General features: G+C 59.4%; 24 protein-coding genes and 1 riboswitch. Of the genes, 15 read left to right on the plus strand and 9 right to left on the minus strand.

The features are described 5' to 3' along the window. The 15 genes from murB to AC0V6L_RS10440 all read left to right on the plus strand — a co-directional run bounded on the left by murB (position 1) and on the right by AC0V6L_RS10440 (position 17,095). Positions 1 to 972: a UDP-N-acetylmuramate dehydrogenase gene (gene murB / locus AC0V6L_RS10370; protein WP_486154195.1), complete on the plus strand. Its 972-nt coding sequence runs from the start codon at positions 1 to 3 to the stop codon at positions 970 to 972. Beyond that, positions 969 to 1,961: a D-alanine--D-alanine ligase gene (locus AC0V6L_RS10375; RefSeq protein WP_486154197.1), complete on the plus strand. Its 993-nt coding sequence runs from the start codon at positions 969 to 971 to the stop codon at positions 1,959 to 1,961. Before murB ends, AC0V6L_RS10375 begins: the two co-directional genes overlap by 4 nt. Further along, entirely contained in the window at positions 1,954 to 2,871 is a 918-nt protein-coding gene (locus AC0V6L_RS10380; RefSeq protein WP_486154199.1) for a cell division protein FtsQ/DivIB, read from the plus strand. Before AC0V6L_RS10375 ends, AC0V6L_RS10380 begins: the two co-directional genes overlap by 8 nt. Further along, entirely contained in the window at positions 2,862 to 4,253 is a 1,392-nt protein-coding gene (gene ftsA / locus AC0V6L_RS10385; protein WP_486154201.1) for a cell division protein FtsA, read from the plus strand. Before AC0V6L_RS10380 ends, ftsA begins: the two co-directional genes overlap by 10 nt. Positions 4,254 to 4,419: 166 nt before the next feature. Further along, complete coding sequence (gene ftsZ / locus AC0V6L_RS10390) at positions 4,420 to 6,243, plus strand: cell division protein FtsZ (protein ID WP_486154202.1); 1,824 nt, start codon at positions 4,420 to 4,422, stop codon at positions 6,241 to 6,243. A 146-nt stretch (positions 6,244 to 6,389) separates the two neighbouring features. Then, the gene (locus AC0V6L_RS10395; protein ID WP_486154203.1) at positions 6,390 to 7,685 is read left to right on the plus strand and encodes a tetratricopeptide repeat protein; all 1,296 of its coding nucleotides are present in this window, start codon (positions 6,390 to 6,392) and stop codon (positions 7,683 to 7,685) included. A 2-nt stretch (positions 7,686 to 7,687) separates the two neighbouring features. Continuing rightward, the gene (locus AC0V6L_RS10400; protein WP_486154204.1) at positions 7,688 to 8,008 is read left to right on the plus strand and encodes an SPOR domain-containing protein; all 321 of its coding nucleotides are present in this window, start codon (positions 7,688 to 7,690) and stop codon (positions 8,006 to 8,008) included. A gap of 172 nt (positions 8,009 to 8,180) precedes the next feature. Continuing rightward, positions 8,181 to 8,687, plus strand: a complete 507-nt coding sequence (locus AC0V6L_RS10405) for a type III secretion system chaperone family protein (protein WP_486154205.1) — start codon at positions 8,181 to 8,183, stop codon at positions 8,685 to 8,687. A 30-nt stretch (positions 8,688 to 8,717) separates the two neighbouring features. After that, positions 8,718 to 9,524 carry a pyrroline-5-carboxylate reductase family protein gene (locus AC0V6L_RS10410; RefSeq protein WP_486154206.1) on the plus strand — a complete coding sequence of 269 codons (807 nt, stop codon included), beginning with the start codon at positions 8,718 to 8,720 and terminating at the stop codon, positions 9,522 to 9,524. A 171-nt stretch (positions 9,525 to 9,695) separates the two neighbouring features. Further along, positions 9,696 to 10,424, plus strand: coding sequence for a Bax inhibitor-1/YccA family protein (locus AC0V6L_RS10415; RefSeq protein ID WP_486154207.1), 729 nt, complete (start codon positions 9,696 to 9,698; stop codon positions 10,422 to 10,424). A 201-nt stretch (positions 10,425 to 10,625) separates the two neighbouring features. Then, positions 10,626 to 11,603, plus strand: coding sequence for a hypothetical protein (locus tag AC0V6L_RS10420; RefSeq protein WP_486154208.1), 978 nt, complete (start codon positions 10,626 to 10,628; stop codon positions 11,601 to 11,603). A 29-nt stretch (positions 11,604 to 11,632) separates the two neighbouring features. After that, positions 11,633 to 11,841: riboswitch (cobalamin riboswitch) on the plus strand. Between the two features lie 122 nt (positions 11,842 to 11,963). Further along, on the plus strand, positions 11,964 to 13,919 hold the full coding sequence (locus AC0V6L_RS10425; protein WP_486154209.1) for a TonB-dependent receptor plug domain-containing protein: 1,956 nt from the start codon (positions 11,964 to 11,966) through the stop codon (positions 13,917 to 13,919). A 64-nt stretch (positions 13,920 to 13,983) separates the two neighbouring features. Continuing rightward, positions 13,984 to 15,045: a GTPase ObgE gene (gene obgE / locus AC0V6L_RS10430; RefSeq protein ID WP_486155109.1), complete on the plus strand. Its 1,062-nt coding sequence runs from the start codon at positions 13,984 to 13,986 to the stop codon at positions 15,043 to 15,045. A 3-nt stretch (positions 15,046 to 15,048) separates the two neighbouring features. Next, a complete protein-coding gene (proB, locus tag AC0V6L_RS10435; protein ID WP_486154210.1) occupies positions 15,049 to 16,170 on the plus strand; it encodes a glutamate 5-kinase in 1,122 nt (373 codons plus the stop codon). Between the two features lie 7 nt (positions 16,171 to 16,177). Next, positions 16,178 to 17,095 carry an NAD-dependent epimerase/dehydratase family protein gene (locus AC0V6L_RS10440; RefSeq protein WP_486154211.1) on the plus strand — a complete coding sequence of 306 codons (918 nt, stop codon included), beginning with the start codon at positions 16,178 to 16,180 and terminating at the stop codon, positions 17,093 to 17,095. 100 nt (positions 17,096 to 17,195) lie between these two features. Here AC0V6L_RS10440 and AC0V6L_RS10445 read toward each other — a convergent pair whose 3' ends face one another. The 9 genes from AC0V6L_RS10445 to AC0V6L_RS10485 all read right to left on the minus strand — a co-directional run bounded on the left by AC0V6L_RS10445 (position 17,196) and on the right by AC0V6L_RS10485 (position 25,182). Beyond that, the gene (locus AC0V6L_RS10445) at positions 17,196 to 17,954 is read right to left on the minus strand and encodes a phosphoadenylyl-sulfate reductase (RefSeq protein ID WP_486154212.1); all 759 of its coding nucleotides are present in this window, start codon (positions 17,952 to 17,954) and stop codon (positions 17,196 to 17,198) included. After that, a complete protein-coding gene (locus tag AC0V6L_RS10450) occupies positions 17,951 to 18,412 on the minus strand; it encodes a DUF934 domain-containing protein (RefSeq protein ID WP_486154213.1) in 462 nt (153 codons plus the stop codon). The genes AC0V6L_RS10445 and AC0V6L_RS10450 overlap by 4 nt, the downstream gene beginning before the upstream one ends. An 89-nt stretch (positions 18,413 to 18,501) precedes the next feature. After that, positions 18,502 to 20,130 carry a nitrite/sulfite reductase gene (locus tag AC0V6L_RS10455; RefSeq protein ID WP_486154214.1) on the minus strand — a complete coding sequence of 543 codons (1,629 nt, stop codon included), beginning with the start codon at positions 20,128 to 20,130 and terminating at the stop codon, positions 18,502 to 18,504. Further along, positions 20,130 to 20,429 carry a DUF2849 domain-containing protein gene (locus tag AC0V6L_RS10460; RefSeq protein WP_486155110.1) on the minus strand — a complete coding sequence of 100 codons (300 nt, stop codon included), beginning with the start codon at positions 20,427 to 20,429 and terminating at the stop codon, positions 20,130 to 20,132. Before AC0V6L_RS10460 ends, AC0V6L_RS10455 begins: the two co-directional genes overlap by 1 nt. A gap of 1 nt (position 20,430) precedes the next feature. Next, a complete protein-coding gene (gene cobA / locus AC0V6L_RS10465; RefSeq protein WP_486154216.1) occupies positions 20,431 to 21,234 on the minus strand; it encodes a uroporphyrinogen-III C-methyltransferase in 804 nt (267 codons plus the stop codon). A gap of 88 nt (positions 21,235 to 21,322) precedes the next feature. Continuing rightward, positions 21,323 to 21,838 carry a hypothetical protein gene (locus AC0V6L_RS10470; protein ID WP_486154218.1) on the minus strand — a complete coding sequence of 172 codons (516 nt, stop codon included), beginning with the start codon at positions 21,836 to 21,838 and terminating at the stop codon, positions 21,323 to 21,325. A 136-nt stretch (positions 21,839 to 21,974) separates the two neighbouring features. Next, entirely contained in the window at positions 21,975 to 23,108 is a 1,134-nt protein-coding gene (locus AC0V6L_RS10475) for a mechanosensitive ion channel family protein (protein WP_486154220.1), read from the minus strand. Next, positions 23,108 to 24,328 (minus strand): cystathionine beta-lyase, encoded by a 1,221-nt coding sequence (metC, locus tag AC0V6L_RS10480; RefSeq protein WP_486154221.1) that lies wholly within the window; start codon positions 24,326 to 24,328, stop codon positions 23,108 to 23,110. The genes AC0V6L_RS10475 and metC overlap by 1 nt, the downstream gene beginning before the upstream one ends. Continuing rightward, on the minus strand, positions 24,325 to 25,182 hold the full coding sequence (locus AC0V6L_RS10485; protein ID WP_486154222.1) for a sulfurtransferase: 858 nt from the start codon (positions 25,180 to 25,182) through the stop codon (positions 24,325 to 24,327). Before AC0V6L_RS10485 ends, metC begins: the two co-directional genes overlap by 4 nt. Between the last annotated feature and the right edge of the window lie 2 nt (positions 25,183 to 25,184).

Below are 25,184 nucleotides of genomic sequence, written 5' to 3' on the forward strand. Positions count from 1 at the left end.
ATGACAGCAAACCAACCCGGCGATGGCTATCAAGGCGATACGGGCATGGCTCCCAATTGCCATGTCGAAGGCGAGGCGAGCACGCATGTGCCCACAGATGGCATTCGCGGCACGCTTACGCGCAATGCGCCTTTGGCAAAGCATGTCTGGTTCAAAAGCGGCGGGAATGCGGATTGGCTGTTTGAACCGGCTGATCTGGATGATCTGAAAGCGTTCATGCAGCGGCTTGACGGACAAATTCCGGTGATGGCTTTGGGTGTTGGATCAAACATGATTATCCGCGATGGCGGTGTGCCGGGGATCGTCATCAAACTGGGCAAAGCGTTCAGCGAGGTTGAGATCACAGGCGAGACCAGCGTTCAGGCAGGCGCGGGCACGCCGGTGAGCATTCTGGCGCGGCGCGCGGCGAAAGCAGGCATTGATGGCATGGCGTTCTTCACCGGCATTCCCGGCTCTGTTGGCGGGGTCACGCGGATGAATGGCGGCTGCTATGGCCGCGAAACCTGCGACGTTCTGACGGATTGCGATGTGTTCTTGCCTGATGGCGAATTTGTGACATTGTCCAACGCTGATCTGCAATACAGCTATCGCCATTCCGCTTTGCCCGATGGCGCAGTGGTTGTCGCGGCCCGGTTCGAAGGGTTCCCCGGCGATCCTGCGGCGATCAAGGCAGAGATGGACCGCATTTCAGCTCAGCGCAAAGATGCGCAGCCCATTGGCAGCATGACGGGCGGATCGACATTCAAAAACCCCGAAGGGCATTCGTCCTGGAAGCTGATTGATGATGCGGGTCTGCGCGGGATTAAGCATGGCGGGGCGCAGGTTTCCGAAAAGCACTGCAATTTCCTCATCAACACAGGTGATGCGACCAGCACCGATATCGAAGGTCTGGGCGAATTGGTGCGCGAAAAGGTTTACGCGCATTCGGGCGTTCAGCTCGAATGGGAAATCAAGCGAGTGGGCCGGGTATGAGCGCGCCAGCTGCATTGCACGTCGCCGTCCTGATGGGCGGCTGGGCGAATGAACGTGAGGTCTCGTTAATGAGCGGAAACGGCGTTGCCGATGCGCTTGAGGTTAAAGGGCACCGCGTCACGCGCATTGATATGGGCCGCGATGTCGCCGCGCGTCTGGCTGAGGCCAAGCCTGATGTGGTGTTCAACGCGCTGCACGGCGTGCCGGGCGAAGATGGCAGCGTGCAGGGTATGCTCGATCTGATGGGCATTGCTTACACGCATTCAGGCCTCGCCACATCGGTGATCGCGATTGACAAACAGCTGACCAAGCAGGCGCTGGTCCCCCACGGCATCCCTATGCCGGGCGGGCGAATTGTGCCGTCTGAGGAATTGTTCGAACGCGATCCGCTGCCGCGCCCCTATGTGCTTAAACCTGTCAATGAAGGATCATCGGTTGGCGTTGCGATTGTGACCGAGGATTCCAATGTCGGCAATCCGATCGCGCGCGATGCTGCGGGGCCGTGGCAGGAATTTTCGCATCTGCTCGCCGAACCGTTTATCAAAGGGCGCGAGCTGACTACGGCTGTGATCGATGGGGTTGATGGCCCGCGAGCTTTGGGCGTGACCGAGCTGATTATCGAAACCGGTTTTTACGATTACGAACACAAATACACAGAAGGCCGCACGCAGCATGTGTGCCCTGCGCAAATCCCGCCCGCAATCGCCGCGCTGTGCGAAGATTATGCAATCAGGGCGCATCAGGTGCTCGGGTGCCATGGCACCAGCCGGACCGATTATCGCTGGGACGAAGAACTGGGCGAAGACGGCCTGTTTGTGCTGGAGACGAACACGCAGCCGGGCATGACCCCGCTCAGCCTGGTGCCCGAACAGGCGCGTCATGCCGGGATCGATTACGCCGATCTCGTCGAAATGATCGTGCGCGAAGCAATCAGAGTGCATTCATCCGCCAGCAGCCAAACCCACGCGCAGGAGACAGCCCATGGCTAAAATCAAACGCTCCAACACCAAAGGCGTGCGGCGTGCGGCACAGTCGCACAGCCGCAATGCCAATGCGCGCCGGGCCAAGGCGAAAACCGCAGGCGTGCTCGACACAGCGATGTCGGTGCTGCCCTTTACCGAAGAACAATGGGGCCGCATCTGGATGGTGTGCATTATCGCGGCTGCATTGGCGTTTGCCGCGTTTATCGCCAATCTCGCAGGGGTGCCTGCCATGGCGCGCGCACAGATGTCGCATGTTGCCGCCGATGCGGGGTACAAGGTTCGCCATGTCCGGGTGACAGGGACCGAGCGCATGGACGAACGCGAGGTTTATGCGCGCGCTTTGGGCCAGCAGAGCCGGTCCATGCCCGATGTTGAAATTGACAAGCTGCGCGCCGAACTTCTTGAACTGCCATGGGTTAAGGATGCGCGCGTGTCGATGCAGCTGCCCGATACTCTGGTGATTGATATTGTCGAGCGCACTCCGCATGCGGTGCTGGTGCGGCCCGACAGGATGATGCTGATTGATCCGACCGGGCGCGAGCTCGAACCGATTGCGAGCAAGGATGCGGACGCAATGCTCAAAATCTCCGGCCCCGGTTCGGCTGCGCAAGTGGGCGAGCTTGATCAATTGCTGGCCGCAGCCCCAGCATTGGAACCGCATCTGGCGGCGGCGGAATGGATTGGCAATCGGCGCTGGAACCTGACGTTGAACAGCGATCAGGTGGTGGCTTTGCCCGAAGGACAAATGGCCGCATCCAGCGCGCTGGTGAAATTTGCGCGCATGGACGGGCAAAACCGCCTGATTGGCGGCAAAGTTGCAACCTTTGACATGCGCAATCCGCCGCGCGTTTATATGAGGGTGCCCGGGCGCGGCGATACCGTTCTTGCGCAGGGGGAAGCTGAGTTATGGCAATGACCAAAACCCGCAAATCGGCAAAGCCTGTGCCCGCTGCGAAAACCCCTAAACCCGCTCCAAAACAAGCGCATAAGGCGCGTCTTTCAAAAGTTTTCGGCGCGATCAATATCGGTTCGTTCCGCATCTCTGTCATGATTATGGGCGAGAGCGAGAATGGCGATCTGTTGGTACTGGGATCAGGCCACCGCGCCGCTCAGGGGATCAAGCGCGGCTATGTCACCGATATGCGCAGCGCCACTTATGCCATTCGCGATGCAGTGGAGCGTGCAGAGAAAAACGCCGGCGTCAGCGTCAACAGCGTCTGGATCGGATGCGCCGGGGCAGGGCTGAAAAGCCAGGTTTCCAAAGTGGAGATTGAAATCGGCGGACGGCGCATCGAAGAAGACGATGTCGATCATCTGTTGTTTGCTGCGCGCGATACGATTGAACCCGATGGCCGCACAGTGCTGCACGCACAGCCGGCGCATTACACTTTGGACGGGGCACACGGCGTTGCTAATCCGCGCGGGCTTCATGCGGAACGGCTGGGCGTGGATGTGCATGTTATGCTGGCCGATGGTCCGCCTGTGCGCAATCTGATGGAAGCGGTGCAAAGCGCGCATCTTGATGTCGAAGGCGTGGTCGCGTCCCCGCTGGCGGCGGGCTATGCCTGCCTTAACGAAGAAGAGCGCGATCTGGGTGTCGCTCTGGTTGAGATCGGCTGCGATGTGACCAATGTTTCGGTCTTTGCAGGCGGGATGCTTTTGGGACTGCGCTCTATTCCGATGGGTTCGGGCAGCATCACGGATGCGGTGGCAAGCGCATTTGGCATTCGCCGCTTTCAGGCCGAACGGCTGAAATGCGTATCCGGCTCTGCTATGGCCAGCCCGAGCGATCACCGCGAAATGATCCCGCTTTTCGGCCCCAACGATGAAGGCAATGAAACCCCCGCTCCCGGCGCTGAGATTGCGGCCAAAAGGGGCGCTGACAACACTGCCCGGATTGCGCGGGCGGAATTGGTGTCGGTTGTCACGCAGAACTTATCGCAGCTCACCAATGAAGTGGGCAAGGCGCTGCGATCCATGGGTTTTTCCGGCCCGCGTGCAGGGCAGGTCGTTTTGACAGGCGGCGGGGCAGAACTGGATGGCTTGGCCGAATTTGCGCAAAGCGCGCTGGGCATGCCGGTGCGCATTGGCCGCGCGCCTGCTTTGCGCGGTCTGCCCGAAGCGCATGCCAATCCCGGCTTTGCGACATTGGCAGGTCTGTGTCTGTATGCAGCCGATGACCCGGTTGATATCCGGTCGCTGCGCGGCCAGGCAAGCAGTGTTTACAAATTGGACCCAGCCAAGAAAAGCGCGTTCCAATTCGGCCGGCTGGCGCGCGCACTGCGTGAATATTTCTAAAGGTTCACGCAGTGTTTATAAGACCATATGTGCCCAATGGGGGATAAGCCCCACTGTGGATAAGGATTTTACCGCTATAACGGGTAAGTCAGGAATGTGTCAGAGATAAACAGAATGCAAAAAGCGCACCTTCAAACCTGAGCGCTTGCATTCGGAGGACAAGGCGATGAGCATCACAATTGGACCCGCAGCAACCGACGATTTGCGTCCGCGTATCACCGTAATCGGGATCGGCGGCGCTGGCGGCAACGCAATCGGCAATATGATCGCGTCCGAGATTGAAGGGGTCGATTTTATCGTCGCCAACACCGATGCGCAGGCGTTAAGCTCAAGCTCGGCGGACAAACGCATTCAGCTTGGCCCTGAAATCACTGGCGGTCTGGGTGCTGGCGCGCGGCCTGAAGTGGGCAAAGCAGCTGCCGAAGAAACCGTGCAGCAAATCGAAGAGGCGCTCGACGGCGTCAATATGGTCTTTATCGCCGCTGGCATGGGCGGCGGCACGGGCACAGGCGCTGCGCCTGTCATCGCAGAGGTGGCGCGCAAAATGGGCGTGCTGACCGTGGGCGTAGTGACCAAACCGTTCCTGTTCGAAGGCACGCGCCGGATGCGCGCAGCTGAGGCTGGCATTGCCGAATTGCAGGATCACGTCGACACGCTGATCGTCATCCCCAACCAGAACCTGTTCCTGATCGCCAAGCCTGAGACGACTTTTAAAGAAGCGTTTGAGCTTGCCGATGAAGTGTTGCAACAGGGCGTTCGCTCTATCACCGATCTGATGGTGATGCCGGGGCTGATCAATCTCGACTTTGCCGATGTCCGCTCTGTCATGAGTGAGATGGGCAAAGCGATGATGGGCACAGGCGAAGGGTCTGGCGAAAGCCGCGCACTCGAAGCGGCTGAAATGGCGATTGCCAATCCGCTGCTTGACGGGGTGAGCATGCAAGGCGCCAAAGGCGTTATTATCTCGATCATCGGCGGCGAAGATATGAAGCTGCTCGAAGTGGACGAGGCCGCCAATCATATTCGCGAACTGGTCGACGAAGACGCGAACATCATCTGGGGCAGCGCGTTCAATCCTGACCTTGATGGCAAGATCCGTGTCTCGGTTGTGGCAACGGGTATCGAACCCGGCGCTGCGGGGGAGACTGCGCGTTCATCCTCCGGCGCGTTGCCAGGTGCTCGTGCGCCCAAGCGGCCCGTATTTGAATTGCCGGATGACAGCGCTGTGGCAGATGATGCCGCTGGGCAAGCGGCCGATGAACCTGTGGCATCCCTTATGGCAGTGCCCGAAGAACCCGAAGCTGCCGAAGCTGAGCTTGAAGAAGGTGAGGCCGAAGAAGTTGGAGCCGAAGAAACTGGCCTCAGCGGTGATGTTTCGGCTGGCGGGAACGAGCCGTTTGATCTCACCGGAATGCAGGCCGGTGATGATATGGGCGACAGCGAAGATGACGTTGATGAAATCGTCGATCCGCTCGCCGGATTGCGCGGTGCAAGCGATGATGCATATGGCGTGGACGATGGCGATGAAGGCGGCATGGCCCCGCGCGAAAATGGCAGCCTGTCCGAAGCCGGCTCCGCCGATGCGGACGATACGCTTGAATTGAGCGATGAAGGCTATGCCGAATATTGCGAAGCCGATGGCGATGATGTGCTCGCCGATGCAGACAGGCTGGCAGCCGAAGACAACCCTGTCGAAGCGCGTTTGGGCGGCGGTCGCCGCCGCGGTCTGCTGGGCGGCGGCGATGATGCTTCTGACGATGCGGATGCGTCTGGCGGCAGTTCCGGCGCGGCTTCGGGCGGCGCTTCAGGTGGTGGCGGCTCGGGCGGCGCGGCTTCGAGTGGCGGCGGCAGTTCGGGCAGCACTTTGTTTGAACGCATGGCCAATCTGTCGCGCAGTTCCAGCGACGATGATGATGACGATGAGGATGGCGACGGTGATGCACCAGCGCTCAGCATTCCGCGTTTTCTGGGACGTCAGAACAACCAGTAACACCCAAGCGTTTGCCGGGTGCTCATGCCCGTGCTCACGCGCAAACCACCGGTGATTGCTCAGACTAACCTGAGCAAAGCGCGCTTCGCCTCGTCTGTTGCGGCAACAGGATGCGTGTGGGCGGCGAATTGGCTAGCGTAGCGTTCGTGAAAATCGCCCGCACCCTCAGCTCGTCCCTATCTGCCCTCGCATCGGCCCCTGCGCTGATCGCAGCTGCTGTGTTTGCCGCAATGGCGAACGCCCCCGCGCAGGCTCAGGAAATGGTCTCGCGCCCGGTCGTGCAATCGCTGGGATCTGAGGAAGTGCAGGATCTGGGTGCGGCTTTGCGGCAATTGGCGCGCCGTCCGCGCGATCTGTCTGCATTGCTGGCGGCAGGGCATGCCTCGCTTGCGGTGGACGATCTGGATGCCGCAATTGGATTTTTCGGCCGCGCGCAGGATTTGGCGCCCAGTGATCCGCGCGTGAAACTAGGCATGGCATCGGTGCTTCTGCAATCGGGCCGCCCGGTTCCGGCGCTGCAATTGTATAACGATGTCGCGGCCTCGGGCACGCGTCTTACAGGCACGGCTCGAACAAGCTTTGCGCGCGATCGCGGGCTGGCCTTTGATCTGGTCGGCAACACTCAAGCTGCGCAGGCGCAATACGCAGCCGTGCTCGCGGCCAATCCCAAAGATGCTGAAACCGTGCGCCGGTTGGCCATCTCTCAGGCGATTGCGGGCGATGACACGGGCTTTCAAGACACTCTGCGTCCATTGCTCGAAGAAAGCGATCCGGCTGCATTTCGCGCGCGGGCTTTTGGTTTGGCGATTATGGGGGAGCAGGCGCGGGCCGCGTCAATCGTCAATGAAGTGATGCCGCGCGATCTGGCGAGCCGTTTGACCCCCTATCTGGCATTCATGCCGCGCCTTACTCCCGCGCAGCAATCCGCCGCTGCCAATTTGGGCATTTTCCCGCGCGCGGCTGATATTGGCCGCGAAGATCCGGCCATTGTTCAATATCGCGCGCTCGAAGGGGGCGAGCAGCCTCGCACTTTGGCCGCTGCGACCACGGCCGGCAATCCGAGCGGGGTCAATCCGAATGGGGCCGATGCTCGGCTAGCGCCTGCGGGAACACCGCTTGGATCGCCTGCATCGGCGGGCACGGACACCGCAGCCCGTTTGGCAAGCGCGCCGCGAATGACAGGGCAAGCGTCCGGCGCACCCAGCGAAGCCGCAGCCCAAACGCAAGTCGATACCGCAGAAGTGCCCATTTCCGCGCCCACGGGCCCGACGGTTGTCTACGGCACGGCGCCGACCCGGCCAGAACGTCGCCCTGCGAGCCAACCAGCACCGCAACCCGCTTCGCTTGCAAAACCCAGCGTCGCGGATGCCTTTGCTGATATTGGTGAGGGGAAAGCACGCCCACAGGCAGGCGCGCTGATGCGGTTGATATCAATGCGATAGAGGTGCCGCGCGAAACCAGCGCGCCTGCTGAGCCCGCCCCGCCTGCCGCGCCGCGCCGATATTGGGTGCAGGTCGCAACCGGGCGCGATGTGGCTGCGCTGCGGTTTGACTGGCGGCGGATCAAACGCACAGCGCCCGATGTTCTGGGTGACCTAAATGCCCATGTAACCCCTTGGGGCGAGGCCAATCGGCTGCTCGCAGGTCCGTTGGACAGTGCGACAGATGCGCGCGCCATGGTCAATGATCTGAAAGCCAAGGGGCTCGACACTTTTGCCTATACCAGCCCCGAAGGCGCAGAGATCAAGCCGCTCACGGGCTCTTGAAATGGGGCCGCAAAGCAATCTTTGCACAGCCTTTTAACAAGTCAGATCAATTCTCCCCAGCCGCTCTCGCCTCGCGCATTGCCAATCGCTTGAGGCCGGGTCCATGCCGCAAATGTATGATAAGTCGCACACCGCAAGGCCGCATGGCCCCAACCGCTTTGAAAGCGCCCGAATGACCCCGCGCCAGCAAATGGTTGCCGCGCAGGATGATGGCGCGCCGCTGGACATGCTGCTTGCGCTGTTCGAAGCGCGCGGGTGGAACTGCGAAACCGTTTCCGAAGAGGAAATGCTGGGCGAAGTGCAAGGCAGCTGGGCGAAATATCAACTGCGCGCGATCTGGCGCAGCAGCGATAATGTGCTCCAGTTTCTGTGCCTGCCTGATATCCGCATTGGAGAGGATAAGCGCCAGCACGCCTATGAACTGCTCAGCCTTGTGAATGAGCAGATATGGCTCGGCCATTTCGATATCTGGTCCAGCGGTGATGTTCTGCTTTACCGCCACGGCGCGCTGCTGGGCGATGATGGGATGCTGAGCCTCGATCAGGCGCAGGCGATGGTGGAAAGCGCGATTGACGAATGCGACCGGTTCTATCCCGCGTTTCAATTCGTATTGTGGGGCGACAAATCCCCGCGCGATGCTTTGGAGGCGGCGATGGTCGATGCGGTCGGTGAAGCATGAGTAGGGGTGAGGCATGACTGGGGGCAACGCATGACTGGCGGGCCGCTGCTTATTATTGGGTATGGCAATATGAGCGGCGCAATGCTGGCCGGGTGGCTGGCGGCAGGCGCTGATCCGTCGCAATTTGCGATCTTGAACCGTTCGGTAAAGCCTGCGCCTGGCGGAGTGCGCGTTTATAAAGATCTTGCTGAGGCTGAAAGCGGGCCGCGCCCTTCGGCGGTGATGCTGGGGTTTAAACCGCATCAATTGAATGGTTTGGCGGCTGATTTTCAGACCCTGTGTCCGCAAGTGCCTGTCTACTCGCTGCTTGCAGGCATCACGCTGGAGCAATTGCAGGCTGCGTTTCCCGCCGCATCGGCGCATGTGCGGGTGATGCCCAATCTGGCGAGCCGGGTGAACAAATCGCCGGTCATTCTGGCGCAAAGCGGATTGGACGAGCCGGGCCGCACAGCCGCGTTCGATCTGTTCGATCGCTTAGGCATGGCGGTGTGGCTGGAGGATGAGGCGCATTACAATCTGGCCACTGCTCTCGCCGGGTCAGGGCCAGGCTTTGTCTATCGTTTTATCGACGCATTGGCAGGCGCGGCTGAGGAATTGGGCTTGCCGCAAGAAGAGGCGCAGACCTTGGCGCTCGCAATGGTGGACGGCGCCGCATCGCTGGCGGCAAATGCTGAGGATGCCCCGGGCGCTTTGGCTGATAAGGTTGCCAGCCCCGGCGGGATGACGCGCGAGGGGCTCAATGTGCTCGATGCGGATTCGGCGCTGAAACAGCTTTTGCGCGAAACCTTGCGCAAAACACGTGATCGCGGCGCCGAATTGTCGAGTGAATTGGGATGATTAGCGCCCAGTTGTGCAATTTGTTCATTTTTTAGTAAGTGTATATGAACAATTCGCGCAAATCAGTCCGGTTTTGCTTGAAATCCTCTGACAAAACACCGATATTGTGCAGGCAAGGCGTGTGCGTTCGCGCCGTTTTCATGACTCCGATCTTGGAGAAAGGGATCCATAATGTCTGATTGGAATGACACTCAGCCTCGCCAAGGCATCGGCTCTGTGCCGCGCGCTGGCGGTGCTGTAACCTATGATGAGGGCCTGCGCAAATACATGCTCTCGATCTACAATTACATGTGCACCGCGATCATCGTCACCGGCTTCGTCGCGCTTGGCATGGCGGAAAGCGGGATGGCTGCGGCTATTGCTAGCACTCCGCTGCAATGGGTTGTCATGCTCGCTCCGCTTGGTTTTGTGCTGGCGATGAGCTTTGGCCTTAACAAAATGAGCCAGGGGACGCTGCAAGTCCTGTTCTGGGCATTTGCAGTGGTCATGGGCATGTCGATGTCGACCATCTTCCTCGTCTTCACGGGCGAATCCATTGCGGTCACGTTCTTCGCCACCGCAGGCGCGTTCGCGGGACTTAGCCTGTTCGGCTACACCACGAAGAAAGACCTGTCGGGTTTCGGCACGTTCCTGATTATGGGTGTTGTTGGCCTGATTATCGCGTCGATTGCGAATATGTTCATCGGCTCCAGTACGCTGGCTTTTGTGATCAGCGGGCTTGGCGTTTTGATCTTCGCAGGCCTGACCGCTTATGACACGCAAAAGCTGAAGACGCAGTATCAGTATCTGCGCGGCACCGAATTTATGGGCAAAGCCATCATCATGGGCGCGTTGAACCTGTATCTCGATTTCGTGAACATGTTCATGTTCCTGCTGAACTTCCTCGGCAGCCGCGAATAATCGGTTAAGTCTTCGGAGCGGCCTTGTTCGCCGTTTCCGCAGGATATGCGAAAAAAGTGATGCCCGGAGCCTAATACCTAGGCTTCGGGCATTTGCTTTGCGGCGAAGCTTGGGTAACGCGGGGATAAACCAATCCGCTTCACCCTCCATAAAGGCTGGGTTCGGCATCCTCCCATTGGTGGGATAGAAAAAGGTCGCTTGATGATGACAGCCGATACAACATCGCCGATAAAGATTGCCGCAATTTCCGCCAGCCGCGATGCCAAATCGGCGCGCAATCCCCGATCCGCTGCTAAGCTTGCCCTCATGGGTGCAGGCGTCGCTTTGCTCGGCGCGTGTGCTACCACTCCGCCGCCACCACCCCCGCCACCACCACCGCCGCCACCTGTGGTCGAAGCGGTGCCGTATCGTCCGCTCCCGCCATCTGGCGCGGCCTATGTGATGACGATCCCGCCTTTGGGCGCGGACGGCAGGCGCATGACAGTCAATCGCAATCTGAGCGATGATGAACTGGTGTGGCATTTCCGCTCTGGCTGGAATGTCGCTGCGCTCAATTGTTCAGCGGCGCGCTATCAACCGATCATTGATGGCTATTCGCTCTACATCAAACGCTATGCCAAACCGCTGAAAGCGGTGAATGACCGGATCGACCGGGTCTATCGCGGTCAAAACTCCAGCCGCCGAGCAGCGATTATGGAGCGCGAGGGCAGTATGACCAGCGTTTACAACTTCTTCGCGCTGCCGCCAGCGCGCGCGCAATTCTGCCGCGAAACGCTGGATATATCCAACCGGTTGCTGGCCGCGCCTGATGTGGACCCGGCGGCATTTGCGCGCGATAACTTCGTCCAGCTCGAACGCGCGTTTGAAACCTTCTTCAACAATTATGCGGCCTATCAGCAAAGCTCGGCTGAATGGGATGCGAGATATGGCGCGCAATATGGCGCATCGCAGCCCGGCTGGGTCGCTGTGCAAAGAGCCAAAGCGCGCGGCGTTGTTGTTCCTTCGCCGGGGCAGGGGGCGACCAATCCCGGTGCGACATTGGCAAACCCGGCTGCTGTGTCAGGAACGGTGGCCGATCCGGCAACCGGCACGCAGGTCCCCGTCATCCCAACTGATACGCAATTTGTATCCCAACCCGTCACCCAGCCAATAGCGAGTGATGACAGCGGCGATCAGTAAGGCTCTTGCCCTTGGTATCATCGCCTTTTAAGGCGCTGGCACACACCGGTAACGGGAATGCGGTGCGGCGCGCTTTTTCGGGCATGCCAATTCCGCAGCTGTCCCTGCAACTGTAAGCGGTGAGTGTCTTTCTCGCGCATGCCAACCGGCATGCACCCACTGGGCGGCAGGCTTGGGAAGGGGAGAACGGGCGCACTGACCCGCGAGCCAGGAGACCGACCGGAGTGTGTCGCTTGTGGCCGCTCTCAGGGATTGGGGAGGCGCGGATACATTTCGTTTCGAGCGACGATACGTGTGCGCCGTGTGGGTAAATCCCCGCGCGGTGCGTTTGTTGACGCTTGAACGAATGGGATATCCGCAATGAAACTAAAAAACCTTTTGGCAGGCGCGTGCTTCGCCGCGCTTTGCTCAGCCAGCTCCGCTTTTGCTCAGGATCGGCGAGATGGTGTTTGCTACATTACCGATGATGAGAGCACGCCCGAACTCGAAACCTTGTGTTATCCCGGAAGAGTGATCCTGGTTCCGGGCAGCCGGACGGGGCAATTGGCCGTGGAAGACTATACTGGTTCAGCCACGCTCATAACACCTGACCAGATCACCCAGCGCCAGATCCGCAATGTCGAAGACGCCTTGCGCGATGTGCCCGGTGTCGCGGTTGCCTCTACGCCCGGCCAAACCCAAATCCGCCTGCGCGGTTCTGAGGCCAATCATGTGCTCGTGCTGGTTGATGGGATTGAAGTCTCTGACCCCGGCAGCGGCGAATTTGATATCGGCACTTTGCAGGCCGAAATTGGCAGCCGCCTAGAGGTTTTGCGCGGACCGCAATCCGCGCTTTACGGCAATGATGCGATTGGCGGGGTGGTCGCTTACCAGACCGCATCAGGCCGCGCGTTAAGCGGTGTATCGGCGTTTCTCGAAGCGGGCACTGACGACACATTGAATGTCGGCGCGCGTGCGGGGTTTGCAGGGGATGAATGGGATTTCGCCCTGTCAGGCATTGTTGTCAGCACAGATGGGCAGCCCAATGCGCGTGGGGGGCTGCGCGATATCGGACGCGAAAGCGCGGCGTTGTCAGGCAAGGGCTCGGTCAATCTCGCTGACAATGTCACCTTGCGCGCAGTTGCCCGGTACTCATCGGCAGAGGGGCGATTTAACGAACAGGATTTTGCCTTTGGCAGCCCGACATTCGGCCTTGTCATCGACAGCCCCGGCACCAGCTTTGAAAACGAGGCGTTCTCTGCACTTGTCGGCGCGCGTGTGACCGCGCTGAACGGCGCATGGACGCATGATCTGTCCGCCCAAATCACCGATGCTACGCGCGATACGGTGCAGCCCAATGGCTTTCCCAGCGGAACGGAAAGCGACCGGTTCAAAGCATCCTATGTCACCGCCTATGATTTTGGCGGCAGCGAACACAGCGTAACCTTTGCGGCCGATTACGAGCTTGAAGGGTTCAACAATGTCCTGACCTTCGATGATCGCAATGAGGTGGAGAATATCGGGTTTGTCGGTGAATATCGCTTTGCAGGCGACCGCTTGGATCTTTCCGCCGCAATCCGCCACGATATCAATGACCGGTTTCAGGATGCGACCACGTTTCGCGTGGGCGCAGGTTACCAGATCACCGACAGCACGCGTGTAAGAGCAGCCGCGGGATCGGGCGTTAAGAACCCGACGCTGAATGAACTGTTCGGCTTTTTCGATGGCACTTTTATCGGCAATCCCGATTTGCAGCCTGAACAATCGACAAGCTGGGAAGTGGGCGTGGACCAGCGTTTTGCAGATGGCGATATCACGGTGTCAGCCACCTATTTCCGGGCCGAACTGGATGATGAGATTTTCACCACCTTTCCCCCGCCAAACTTTATCGCCACCCCCGGCAATCTCGACACTCAAAGCGATCAGCAGGGCGTGGAATTGGCGATCACGGCCGATTTGGGCGCGGGCTTCTCTTTTAACGGCGCTTACACGTTCCTTGATGCGGAAGAGGACGGCGTGGAAGAAGTGCGCCGCCCCGATCACATCGCCAGCGCGGTGCTCAATTGGGAAGCGCCGGGCAAACGCTTTGCTGCCAACCTTGCGGTGCGGTATAATGGCGAGGCGCAGGATCTGGATTTCAGCACTGGCGCTTTCCCAGCTCCGCAAACGACGCTTGATGATTACACGCTTGTCAATTTCAACGCGCGGGTGGCCCTGACAGACGATATCGCGCTGTTTGGCCGTGTCGAAAACCTGCTTGATGAACGCTATGAACCCGTCTTCAGCTTCGTCGCTCCGGGGCGCAGCGCGCTTATCGGGATACAGGCCGGGTTCTAAGCTCTCGCTTAGGTTCGCGCTTAAGCTCTCGCTTTCTGGCGGGGAAATGCATACATGCGCGTTTATGCATTTCCTCGACCAAGCCAAAATCTATATCCGATCAGGAGCCGGCGGACCCGGTGCGGTCAGCTTTCGGCGCGAAAAATACGTCGAATATGGCGGGCCTGATGGGGGCAATGGCGGCAAAGGCGGCGACATAATTTTCGAAGCGGTCCAGGGCCTCAACACTCTCATTGATTTTCGCTACGCCCAGCATTTCAAAGCCAAACGCGGCAATCACGGGCGCGGGCGCGATCAGACGGGCGCGGGCGCGGACGATCTGGTGATCGAAGTGCCTGTGGGCACGCAGGTCTTGTCAGAGGACAAGGAAGAAATTCTCGCAGACTTCACCGAAGTCGGCCAGCGCATCACCATGCTTGAAGGCGGGATGGGGGGACGCGGCAATGCGTCTTACAAAAGCTCCACCAACCGCGCCCCGCGCCAGCACCAGCCGGGTGAGCCTGCCCAGGAAGAATGGGTGTGGTTGCGCCTTAAACTGCTCGCGGATGTTGGGCTTGTCGGGCTTCCCAATGCGGGCAAATCGACCTTTATCAATGCGGTGTCCAATGCTGGCGCAAAAGTGGGGCATTATGCCTTTACCACTCTGGTGCCAAAACTGGGCGTTGTGCGGCACCGCGCGCGCGAATTTGTGATCGCGGACATCCCCGGCCTGATTGAGGGCGCGGCTGATGGGGCCGGAATTGGCGACCGCTTCCTTGGCCATATAGAGCGCTGCCGGGTGCTGATCCATCTGGTCGATATTGCAGGCGATGATCCAGCCGAAGCTCTGCGTATCGTGCAAGACGAGCTCGCGGCCTATGGCGCGGGGCTAGAGGATAAACCCCAGCTGATCGCGCTCAACAAACTGGATCTGGCCGACAGCGAATTGGGCGATGCATTCGCGCAGGAATTGATCGCGGCAGGGGCTGAGAAAGTGTTCAATATCTCAGGCGCAACCGGCGAAGGGATTGATGCGCTGATGGATGCGGTGCTGTCATATCTACCCGACCGCACCTCTACCGAGACCAAAGCCAATGAGGTTGTGGACGAGGAAGAGGACGGCGCGGCCGAATGGTCGCCGATTTGAACCATGAGCGCGCACTCCCTTAAAGACATCGCAGCGGCCCGGCGGCTGGTTGTCAAAATCGGCAGCGCGCTGCTGGTCGAAGACGGCAAGCCTGCGCTTTCGAGGCTCCAATCCCTGGCGGATGAGATCGCCCAAATTCGCCGCACAGACAGCGAAGTGATCGTGGTAAGCTCGGGCGCGATTGCTCTTGGTGCGGCTTTGCTCGGCCTGCCCAAAGGCGGGCGCGCCAGCCTTGCCGATGCGCAGGCGGCGGCGTCTGTGGGGCAGGTGGCTTTGGCGCAATTGTGGGCTGATGTTCTGGGAGCGCACACATTGCAGGCCGCGCAGATGCTGGTGACGCTGGATGATCTGGAGGATCGGCGGCGCTACCTTAACGCCTCTGCCACTTTGGAACGTCTGCTCGAACTGGGCGCGGTGCCGGTCGTCAATGAAAATGACAGCGTAGCGACCGAAGAGATACGATTTGGCGATAATGACCGCTTGGCCGCAAGGGTCGCGCAGGCGGCTGGTGCGCAGGCCGTTCTGCTGCTTTCCGATGTAGACGGCCTGTATGATCGCGATCCGCGCGAGCCCGATGCTGCGCTTATCCCGGTCGTCGAAGGGGTCACGCCAGAGATTATCGCGATGGCGGGCGAGGATTCGTCTTCGGGCCTGGGATCAGGCGGGATGAAAGCCAAATTGCAAGCCGCCCGGATTGCCGAACGCGCCGGCATTACGCTCGCGATTATCAACGGTACGGGTGAACGCGCGATCACCCAAGCTTGCGAGACAGGACGCGGCACCGTGTTTGTCCCTGTGCGCGATGACAATGCCCGCAAGAGCTGGCTAGGCGGAAGGCTCGCGCCCGAAGGCGTGCTGAGCGTGGATGCGGGCTGTGTCGAGGCTTTGAGCAAAGGCGCAAGCTTGCTCGCCGCTGGCCTGACCGAGATCGAAGGCGAATTTGAACGCGGTGCGCTCGTAAGCCTGCACGGCCCCAAAGGGGAGCGATTGGGGCAGGGATTGGTTGAATATTCAGCCGCCGAATGCCGCGCAATCCTTGGTCTGAGCCAAGGCGATCAGGAAGCCGAGCTTGGCTACGCACCGCGCGCTGCTGTCGTCCACCGCGATCATATGGTGCAAGGGTGATTTTGGGATGAGCGACCCGCTGACGCTTGCGATAACAGGCGCGACCGGGTTTGTCGGCAGCGCAGTGCTCGATCATGCTTTGAGCGCCGGACATACTGCGCGCGCGCTAACCCGGCGCGATCAGGCGGGGCGCGATGGCGCGGTGTGGGTGAACGGCACTTTGGACGATGAAGCGGCCTTGCGCACATTATGCGAGGATGCTGATGCGGTCATCCATATTGCGGGGCTGACGAACACGCCTGACCCTGCCAATTTTGAAGCGGCCAATGTCGGCGGCACTGCTAATATGATCGCAGCGGCAAAGGCCGCGCGCGTAAAGCGGTTCGTCTTTGTCTCCTCGTTATCGGCGCGAAAGCCTGAATTGTCCGCCTATGGCGCATCCAAGGCGCGTGCAGAAGAACTTGTGCAGGCGAGCAAGCTTGATTGGACAATGGTGCGCCCGCCTGCAGTGTACGGCCCGCGCGATGCCGATATGTTTGAGCTTTTCCGGTCGGCGAAAATGGGTTTGGTCCCGCTGCCGCCGCGCGGTGCGACATCCATCATCCATGTAAGCGATCTGGCCCGGCTGCTTGTCGCGCTGGCGCAGAAACCACGGCTCAAAACCATTTACGAACCCGATGATGGGCGCGAGGGTGGCTGGTCGCATCAGGAACTGGCGCAGGCCATCGGGCAGGCGGTTGGCAAACGGTCGGTCTTCGCGCCTCATTTGCCGGAAACCGTGTTGAGAGCTGCAGCCAGCGCTGACAAATTGCTGCGCGGTGACAAGGCCAAACTGACCGCCGACAGGGTGGGCTATATGTGCCATCCCAACTGGGTCGCACGATCGGACCGAGCGGTGCCCAAAAACGTATGGGAGCCGCAGATCGGCGGTGAAGACGGCCTAAAACAGACGGCGGATTGGTACAGAGCCAAAGGTTGGCTTTAAGAATGATGGCGCGAATCCCCGCGAACTTGGGGATCTCTAGCTGGCGGCGATTTATCGGTGGAGGCACCCGCCTTCGCGGGTGCTCACACGAGGCAGAGGATCACAAGAACGGTTCTTCGCCCGGCTTGTGAATGCCGCATTCGGTTTTGTCCCAGCCTTTCCAGCGGCCAGAGCGTGGATCCTGACCCGGTGCGACTTTGTGCGTGCACGGCTCGCAGCCGATCGAGGGAAACCCTTTGGCCACCAGAGGATGCGCTGGCAGGTCATGCTCCGCAAAATAGGATGCGATGTCATCGGCTGACCAATCGATCAGCGGGTTTATTTTTAGCCGGCCTTGCGCGTCTGATGTGTCCACTTCAAACCTTGGCAGGTTCGCGCGCGTGGAAGATTGAAACGCTTTGCGCCCGGTAAAGCTCGCATCATAATCAGCCAGCGCTTTTTCAAGCGGTTTGACTTTGCGAATTTCGCAGCAGCCATCGGGATCATACGACCATCTAAGGCCCGTTTCATCCTTTGCTGCGATCTCGGCTGCATCGGGCGTTAGGATTTGCAAATTGGTGAGGCCAATGCGCCTTGCCAGCAGATCGCGATATTCCAGAGTTTCGGCAAAATGCTTGCCCGTATCAAGAAACAGCACCGGGATGCCGGGATCAACCTCAGCCACAAGGTGAAGCAAAACAGCGCTTTCCGCGCCAAAGCTGGAAACGATTGCAATATCGCCTGCAAGATTGTCCTTGATCACACCTTCGAGCATTTCGCGCGTCGATGACCCGCGAAACATCCGGTTGAGGCGCACCGCATCGTGCTCTGAAAAGCGCGGTGCGATATCGAGCCGGTCAATTTTGCGCACTTCGTTCATTGACCTGTCCCATGACGCAATTGCTGGATTGTCGAGCGGCCATCGACCGTGCGCTGATAGACATTGTCCCATGTGGCAAAGGCGCGTTTCGCATCCGCTTCATCAAGCGGTGTATCGGGCGCAAAGGCGTCAAATCCGCAGCGGCGCAGATGCGAAAGCTGGTCAATCCCGATATCGCCCACCGCGCGCAATTCGCCCGCGAACCCCGCCTCGCGCAGGATGCGGGCGGAGGAATAGCCGCGCCCATCGGTAAAGCTGGGGAAGGTCACTTCAACCAGCGCAAGCCTGTCCAAGAATGGCAGCAAAGCGCGCGCATCATCGCCCGGTTCGATGCGCACAGCGGTCGCGTTGGTCTGATCGCAGCACGCATCGACGGTTACGGTGCCGTGATCGACCGCTTCGTCATCGCGGAAACGGAATTGCACTTCGTCAGGTGATGTGCCGAGGTTCTCAGTCATTCCCGCCTCCTTTAGCGGCTATCGCGCTGACAAAATCTGTATGGAGATGAACCGAACGCGCCGAGCCGGTAACGGTCCTGAGGCCGGCTTCAACCATAAAGCGCCTCCTTAAACGGGGCCATGCCGATGCGGCGATATGTGTCGAGGAACCGTTCCTCGCCTTCGCGCGCGCCGAGATAGACGTCGGTCACTTTTTCAACCGCGTCGATCACGCCGTCCTCATCGAAACCGGGGCCGGTGATCTTGGCAAGGCTGACATCCTCAGCCTCGGACCCGCCGAGCGACAATTGGAAGTTTTCCTTACCCTTTCGGTCCACGCCCAAAATGCCGATATGGCCCGCATGGTGGTGCCCGCAGGCATTGATGCAGCCGGAAATTTTGAGCTTCAATTCGCCCAGGGTTTCGGTTTTGCCCTTATCGGCAAAGCGCTGTGAAATGCGCTGGGCAAGCGGGATCGAACGCGCATTGGCAAGCGCGCAATAATCAAGTCCGGGGCATGCGATGATGTCCTCGATCGTGTCGAGATTGGGCGAACCCAAATCAGCCGCATCCAGAGCAGTCCAAAGCGCATGCAGATCAGCGATACGAACATGCGGCAGCACCACATTTTGCGTGTGCGTGATGCGCAGTTCATCAAAGCTGTATTGCTTGGCAAGATTAGCCATCAAGCGCATCTGATCGCCTGTTGCATCGCCGGGGATGCCGCCAACAGGCTTTAGCGAGATGACGGCCGAAACATAGCTGTCGTGCCGGTGACGATTGGTGTTGCGGTCCACCCACAGCGCGAAATCGGGATCGGAGCGGTCCACCGATTTGGGGCCGTCTTCGAATGCGGGCGGGGCAAAGAATGTGCGCAGCCGTTCAATCTCGGCCAGAGGCGGTTCAACGCCTTGATCGAGCATGTGCGCAAATTCTTCTTCGACTTGCCGCGTGTATTCATCCTTGCCCAGCTCATGGACGAGGATTTTGATCCGAGCCTTGTACTTGTTGTCGCGCCGGCCATAGCGATTGTAGACGCGCAAGGCGGCCTCAGCATAGGTGATGAGCTGATCGACCGGCACAAAATCGCGGATCATCGGAGCGATCATCGGGGTGCGGCCCATGCCGCCGCCGACATAGAAACGCGCGCCAACCTTGCCATCCTGCTCGACGATCTGAATGCCGATATCGTGCAGCCGCATCGCAGCGCGGTCTTTCTCGCTAGCGATCACGCAGATTTTGAACTTGCGCGGCAGATAAGTGAATTCGGGGTGAAAGCTCGACCATTGCCGCAGCAGCTCGGCATAGGGGCGCGGGTCGATCAGCTCGTCATGCGATGCACCGGCGAAGTGATCTGACGAGATGTTGCGGATGCAATTGCCCGAGGTCTGGATGGCGTGCATCTCAACCTTGGAAAGCTCTTCCAGAATATCGGCTGCATCTTCCAGTTTGATCCAGTTGTACTGGATGTTTTGCCGGGTGGTGAAGTGGCCATAGCCGCGATCATATTTATCCGCGATATTGGCAAGCGCGGTCATTTGCTCGGAATTGAGCGTCCCGTATGGGATTGCGACACGCAGCATATAGGCGTGCAATTGCAGATAGAGGCCATTCATCAGCCGCAGCGGCTTGAACTGGTCTTCGGTCAATTTGCCATCAAGGCGGCGCTGTGCCTGATCGCGGAATTCTGCAACGCGGGCATCGACCATGGCCTGGTCATAGGTATCGTACTTATACATCAAATAATCCAGTCGAGCGCTTCAGGGTCTTTGGGTTTGAGCGTCAGGTCAGGCCGCACTGTGGGGCCGAGTGCACGCACGCGGTCTTTGATATGGGCAGGGCGCACGCTGCCGTCATTTTCGCGTGTTGCCTCGATAATGTAGGGCACATTGACGCGGCGGGCGGCTTCTTCGCGGGCAAGGATTTCCTCGCCTTGTTCGCCCACATCAGCCGCATCGTCCACATATCGGGACCAGCCAGAGCCGGTCCACCACGTGACATCGCCGGTTTTCAGGTCGTTGCCTGTGAGCACTTTCATCTTATTCACCCGTCATCCCAGCGGAAGCTGGGATCTGTTTGAGGATTGCGCCCAACTCAGAGCGATCCCAGCTTTCGCTGGGATGACGAGGGAGGCGCGCGGTTACATCGCCGATCACAATCAAGGCAGGGCTTTTGATCGCTTGTTCGCGCACCAGATCGGGCAACTCAGCGAGCAATCCGCGCACCACGCGCATTTCGGGGCGCGCGCCGTTTTCGATCACAGCCAGAGCCGCGTCAGGAGCAAGGCCATCTGCCATCAGCTTCTCGGCAATCTGGGGCGCGGTTTTGACGCCCATATAGATAACGAGCGTCCGCCCTTTTCCAGCAAGTCCCGACCAATCCTGATCGGACAATCCTTTGCACTGGCCTGCCACGAAGCTCACAATGCTGGCCGCATCGCGGTGAGTCAGCGCGATCTGGGCTGCGGCAGCTGCGCCATTGGCTGCTGATATGCCGGGGACGATTTCTACCGGAACACCGGCAGCGCGCGCATCTTCTGCCTCTTCCCCGCCGCGCCCGAAAATCAGCGGATCGCCGCCTTTAAGGCGAACCACATCGCGGCCAGCCTTCGCTTCGCGGATCAGCAGAGCGTTGATGTCATCTTGAGGAAGAGTGTGCCGGGCGCGTTTCTTGGCGACCGAGATCAGCCGCGCATCGGGGCGCGCCATTTCAAGAATTTCAGCGCTGACCAGCCCATCGTGGACGATAACTTCAGCGCGCTCAATCAGCCGCGCGGCGCGCAGGGTCAGCAGATCAGGATCACCCGGACCTGCGCCGACAAGAAAGATTGTGCCTGTTTTCATACAGCCCAAATGGGGGAGGCGGACGCGGCGCGCCAGTGAGAATGGATTGGGATGCGTGAAGGAAAGCTATTGCGCCAGGGAACTACGTTTATGCAGAGCAATAATTGTCGCGGAATTGCTCCAATGTGGCGATCAACTCGTCACCCTTGGCGCGCGTTTCCCAAGTGGAGATGATTTCAACCTTAGAGCGCACATCTGGGGCATCGATACCTAACTTATTCAGCGGCCATGGATAAATCCGCTCAATGCGATGCGACTTATCCAGCGCAACGCTTACCCAGCCGAATTTCGGACCGTATGTGTAGGAAATATTCCCTACCTTCGACCAAGGGATGGGTTTGCGAAAAGCGTAAGGGAAATACAGCCCTGCTTCGTCCATCGTGATGGCGGGCGGATTACCTTGAAGGCGTCTAGCGACCCATCTGACAAGTGATGGGAGGCTTGCAGCGGTAAGCAGGATGACTGACATCTTGATGAACTCATCCAAACCTGCGCCCAACGCGGCCGCGATCAGGATAGCCATTGGCCAAATAAAGAGAATGTCCGACCAATCAATGATGCGCCTGTAATATGATCGTGGTTTTAGAGCTTGCGGCTCGGCCACGGGCTTTTGCGCGCCGCGCACTCCTCCAGCTGCGCGGTCATGGGTAAGGCCAGTCCAATTTGTCGCGTCAACTTTCTGGGTCATGCGACAGGGCGATAAGCGAAAAACGCTAGAGCCGGGTTAACATCCGGCGGCCCTAAGCTTTGCCTGCGCTCATCAATTCGACCAGCTGATCGAGCTGTTTGGATGAGCGCAGGTGAAGATCGCGCTGCGGGAACGGAATCTCGACATCGTGTTCTTTGAACAATTGCCAGATCCGCATATAGACATCGGACCGGATATTGGCGAGGCCGCCTTCGGGGTCCTCGATCCAGAACCGAATTTCGAAATTCACCGAATTATCGCCAAATTCCATGATGTTAACGCGCGGTTTCGGGCGGGTCAGAATGCGGTCTGTTTCGCTCACCGCTTGATACAACAGCTTGGTCACCAGATCGAGGTCACTGTCATAGGACACGCCAACAGGCGCTCTCACGCGCACTTCCTTTGACGAATAGGACCAGTTCACCACCTGATTGATCATCAGGTTTTCATTGGGAATAAGGTGCTCTGTCTGATCGCGAGTAATCACGGATATCGCGCGGATGCCGATCTTGCGAATCTGGCCCACCGCTTCATTGCCTGCCTGATCGGTGACCGAGATCACATCGCCCGGCTTGATCGATTTATCGAGCAGAAGCAGAATGCCTGAGATGAGATTGCCGAAGGTTTTCTGAAGGCCAAAACCAATCGCCAGACCAAACGCGCCGCCAGCAAATGCGAGAGCGGTCAGATCAATGCCCAGCAGATCAATCCCGATCAGAAATGCAACCGCCCAGATGAGAATCGTGCTGAGTTTTTCGGCAAGCAGTTTTTGGGTGCTGTCAAAACCTGTGACCCGGCGGATGAGATTGCGGCTGATGCGGGTGAGCAGCCATGCAGCGGTCATCACCAGCGCGATCACGCCAATCACCAAAATCACATCGAGCAGCGAGATACGGATGCTGCCAAGCTCAAACGCCCAGTCAGCCATCCAGCCCAAAACAGCGCCCGCCGTTTCGCTTTGCGCGCCGACCTCTTCGACCAGTTCGCCAGATGCGCCGATGGCTTCGGCTACTTCGCCGCCATCTTCTGACTGCGATGCGGCTGTATCGGATGCGCTTTCGCTGCCACTATCCGCGCCGCCCGCATCGCCTGTCCCTGTTTCGCCTGTCCCTGTTTCAGATGTGCCCGTTTCGGGCACCTCGGTCTCGGTGGCATCGGCAGGTAGAGAAGCAGTCGTGGCAGTCATCAAATATCCAATTTTGCAAGGGCTTGTGCCAGATCTGCGATCAGGTCAGCCGGGTCTTCAACGCCAATTGATAGGCGAATAGCGGCCCCTGCACCAGCGCTTGTTGGGGCATTCATGGCAGAACGGTGCTGGTGCGGGTAGATTGGCAGCACGAGGCTTTCAAAACCGCCCCAGCTGTAGCCAATGCCAAACAACTCAAGCGCATCGGCGACGCGCGCGCTGGCATCGGGATCATCGCCCTCAAGGACAAAGCTGAACAGACCGCAGCCGCCGGTAAAATCGCGCAGCCACAATTCGTGGCTCGTATCACCGGGGCGCATCGGGCACATGACTTGCGCGATCTGGGGCTGATTGTGGAGCCATTCGGCAATCGCAATCGCGCTTTGGGTGGAGCGTTCCAATCGCACCGCCATGGTGCGCAATCCGCGCGCGGCCAATGCGGCATCATCGGGCGAGACAACCTGCCCCAATTCCTGACCTGTACGGCGCAGCGCGCGATACCATCGCTCCCCCGCTGATGCGCTGCCCATCATCAAATCCGAATGCCCGCCGACATGTTTTGACAGGCTTTGCATGACGATATCGCAGCCATGGGAAAGCCCTGCAAAACCAAGCCCGCTGGCCCAGGTGTTGTCGAGCAGGCTGACCGCTCCTGCGGCGCGCGCGTTTGCGGTGAGTGCGGGGATGTCGCACACTTCCATTGTCAGGCTGCCCGGGCTTTCCAGCCACACTGCGCGCGGGCTTGTTCGGGCGACCAGCGCTTCAAACGCCGGAATGTCGAGCGGATCAAAGAAGTGATGCGCCACGCCCATGCGTTTCAGCAGCCCCATCGCCATTGCGCGCGAAGGATCATAGGCGTTGTCGGTTACCAGCAGGGTATCGCCGGGTTTGAGCACTGCCAAAAGGCTCCCCGCAATCGCTGCCACACCGCTGGGATACAGCACTGTGCCATGCGCGCCGGGCTCCATTTCGGTGAGCGCCTGTGCCAGCGCCCATTGCGTTGGCGCGCCGCGGCGGCCGTAGAAGAAATCGCCATCCTCATTCGAACCTAAGGCTGCCTTGCGCTCGGCCTCGCTCGCATAAAGGTGCGTCGATGCGCGCCATATGGGCGGATTAACCACGCGCCCGGTCCATTCTTCGCGCCGCCCTGCATGGGTGATGCGAGTGGCTGGGCTCAGATCCTTGTCTGCGCCTTTTTCGGTGCCGCCTGCATCGCTCATTCAGCAGGCCCTACCGCTTTGGGAGTGTCAGGATCGGCGCTCCATTCCATCCAGCTGCCATCATACAAAGCGGTGTCTTGCTTGCCGATCAGATCAAGCGCGAACAGCAGCACGCTGGCCGTGACACCGCTGCCGCAAGTGGTGGTGATGGGGCGGGCAAGATCAACGCCTGCCTCGTGAAAGACCGCTCGCAAAAGGGGCGGGGTTTTGAATGTGCCATCTGCTGCAAACACGTCGCCAAATGGCACGTTGAGCGCGCCGGGTATGCGGCCATTTGCGCCGCCATGGACGGGGTCTATCCCATCGCCAAACACGCGATCCGCGCTGCGGGCATCGACGACTTGCTGCGTCCGGGTCTTGAGATTGGCGAGCATATCGGCCTTCGTCATGGTCCGCACAGGCGCGGTGCCTGCGCTGTTATCGGCCGCCAAGTCTGGCGCGGTGCCGCTTTCAAGCGGGCGGTTTTCGGCGCGCCACTTGGCCAGCCCTCCATCAAGGATCGCGACATCGTCAAATCCGTGCGCTTTTAAGGCAAACCAGGCGCGCGCGGATGTTTTCACCGCGCTGTCATCATACAAGACAATCCGGCTGCCAGGAGAAATGCCAAGCGCTTTGAGCCGGGCATCTACCTGAGCTTTATTGGGCAGGGCGGCGGGGACGTCAGATCCGCTGTCGGTAAAGCTCTTCAAATCGAGAAACAGCGCGCCCGGTATATGCGCGGCTTCGTATTCTGCGCGCGCATCCCGGCCAGCGGCAGGCAGATGCAGCGATGCATCCACCACTGCGATATCCGGCTGGTCAATGTTGCCGCCAAGCCAGTGGGCCGTGACAAGCGATGGAAAAGGGTCACTCATAA

The sequence above is a fragment of the Erythrobacter sp. JB1-15 genome (assembly GCF_057365035.1).

Bases quoted from the DNA above. Each gene is read 5' to 3' on its own strand.
- murB (WP_486154195.1), top strand. From the start codon at position 1: ATGACAGCAAACCAACCCGGCGATGGCTATCAAGGCGATACGGGCATG.
- AC0V6L_RS10375 (WP_486154197.1), top strand. From the start codon at position 969: ATGAGCGCGCCAGCTGCATTGCACGTCGCCGTCCTGATGGGCGGCTGG.
- AC0V6L_RS10380 (WP_486154199.1), top strand. From the start codon at position 1,954: ATGGCTAAAATCAAACGCTCCAACACCAAAGGCGTGCGGCGTGCGGCA.
- ftsA (WP_486154201.1), top strand. From the start codon at position 2,862: ATGGCAATGACCAAAACCCGCAAATCGGCAAAGCCTGTGCCCGCTGCG.
- ftsZ (WP_486154202.1), top strand. From the start codon at position 4,420: ATGAGCATCACAATTGGACCCGCAGCAACCGACGATTTGCGTCCGCGT.
- AC0V6L_RS10405 (WP_486154205.1), top strand. From the start codon at position 8,181: ATGACCCCGCGCCAGCAAATGGTTGCCGCGCAGGATGATGGCGCGCCG.
- AC0V6L_RS10410 (WP_486154206.1), top strand. From the start codon at position 8,718: ATGACTGGCGGGCCGCTGCTTATTATTGGGTATGGCAATATGAGCGGC.
- AC0V6L_RS10415 (WP_486154207.1), top strand. From the start codon at position 9,696: ATGTCTGATTGGAATGACACTCAGCCTCGCCAAGGCATCGGCTCTGTG.
- AC0V6L_RS10420 (WP_486154208.1), top strand. From the start codon at position 10,626: ATGATGACAGCCGATACAACATCGCCGATAAAGATTGCCGCAATTTCC.
- AC0V6L_RS10425 (WP_486154209.1), top strand. From the start codon at position 11,964: ATGAAACTAAAAAACCTTTTGGCAGGCGCGTGCTTCGCCGCGCTTTGC.
- obgE (WP_486155109.1), top strand. From the start codon at position 13,984: ATGCATTTCCTCGACCAAGCCAAAATCTATATCCGATCAGGAGCCGGC.
- proB (WP_486154210.1), top strand. From the start codon at position 15,049: ATGAGCGCGCACTCCCTTAAAGACATCGCAGCGGCCCGGCGGCTGGTT.
- AC0V6L_RS10440 (WP_486154211.1), top strand. From the start codon at position 16,178: ATGAGCGACCCGCTGACGCTTGCGATAACAGGCGCGACCGGGTTTGTC.
- AC0V6L_RS10445 (WP_486154212.1), bottom strand. From the start codon at position 17,954: ATGAACGAAGTGCGCAAAATTGACCGGCTCGATATCGCACCGCGCTTT.
- AC0V6L_RS10450 (WP_486154213.1), bottom strand. From the start codon at position 18,412: ATGACTGAGAACCTCGGCACATCACCTGACGAAGTGCAATTCCGTTTC.
- AC0V6L_RS10455 (WP_486154214.1), bottom strand. From the start codon at position 20,130: ATGTATAAGTACGATACCTATGACCAGGCCATGGTCGATGCCCGCGTT.
- AC0V6L_RS10460 (WP_486155110.1), bottom strand. From the start codon at position 20,429: ATGAAAGTGCTCACAGGCAACGACCTGAAAACCGGCGATGTCACGTGG.
- cobA (WP_486154216.1), bottom strand. From the start codon at position 21,234: ATGAAAACAGGCACAATCTTTCTTGTCGGCGCAGGTCCGGGTGATCCT.
- AC0V6L_RS10475 (WP_486154220.1), bottom strand. From the start codon at position 23,108: ATGACTGCCACGACTGCTTCTCTACCTGCCGATGCCACCGAGACCGAG.
- metC (WP_486154221.1), bottom strand. From the start codon at position 24,328: ATGAGCGATGCAGGCGGCACCGAAAAAGGCGCAGACAAGGATCTGAGC.
- AC0V6L_RS10485 (WP_486154222.1), bottom strand. From the start codon at position 25,182: ATGAGTGACCCTTTTCCATCGCTTGTCACGGCCCACTGGCTTGGCGGC.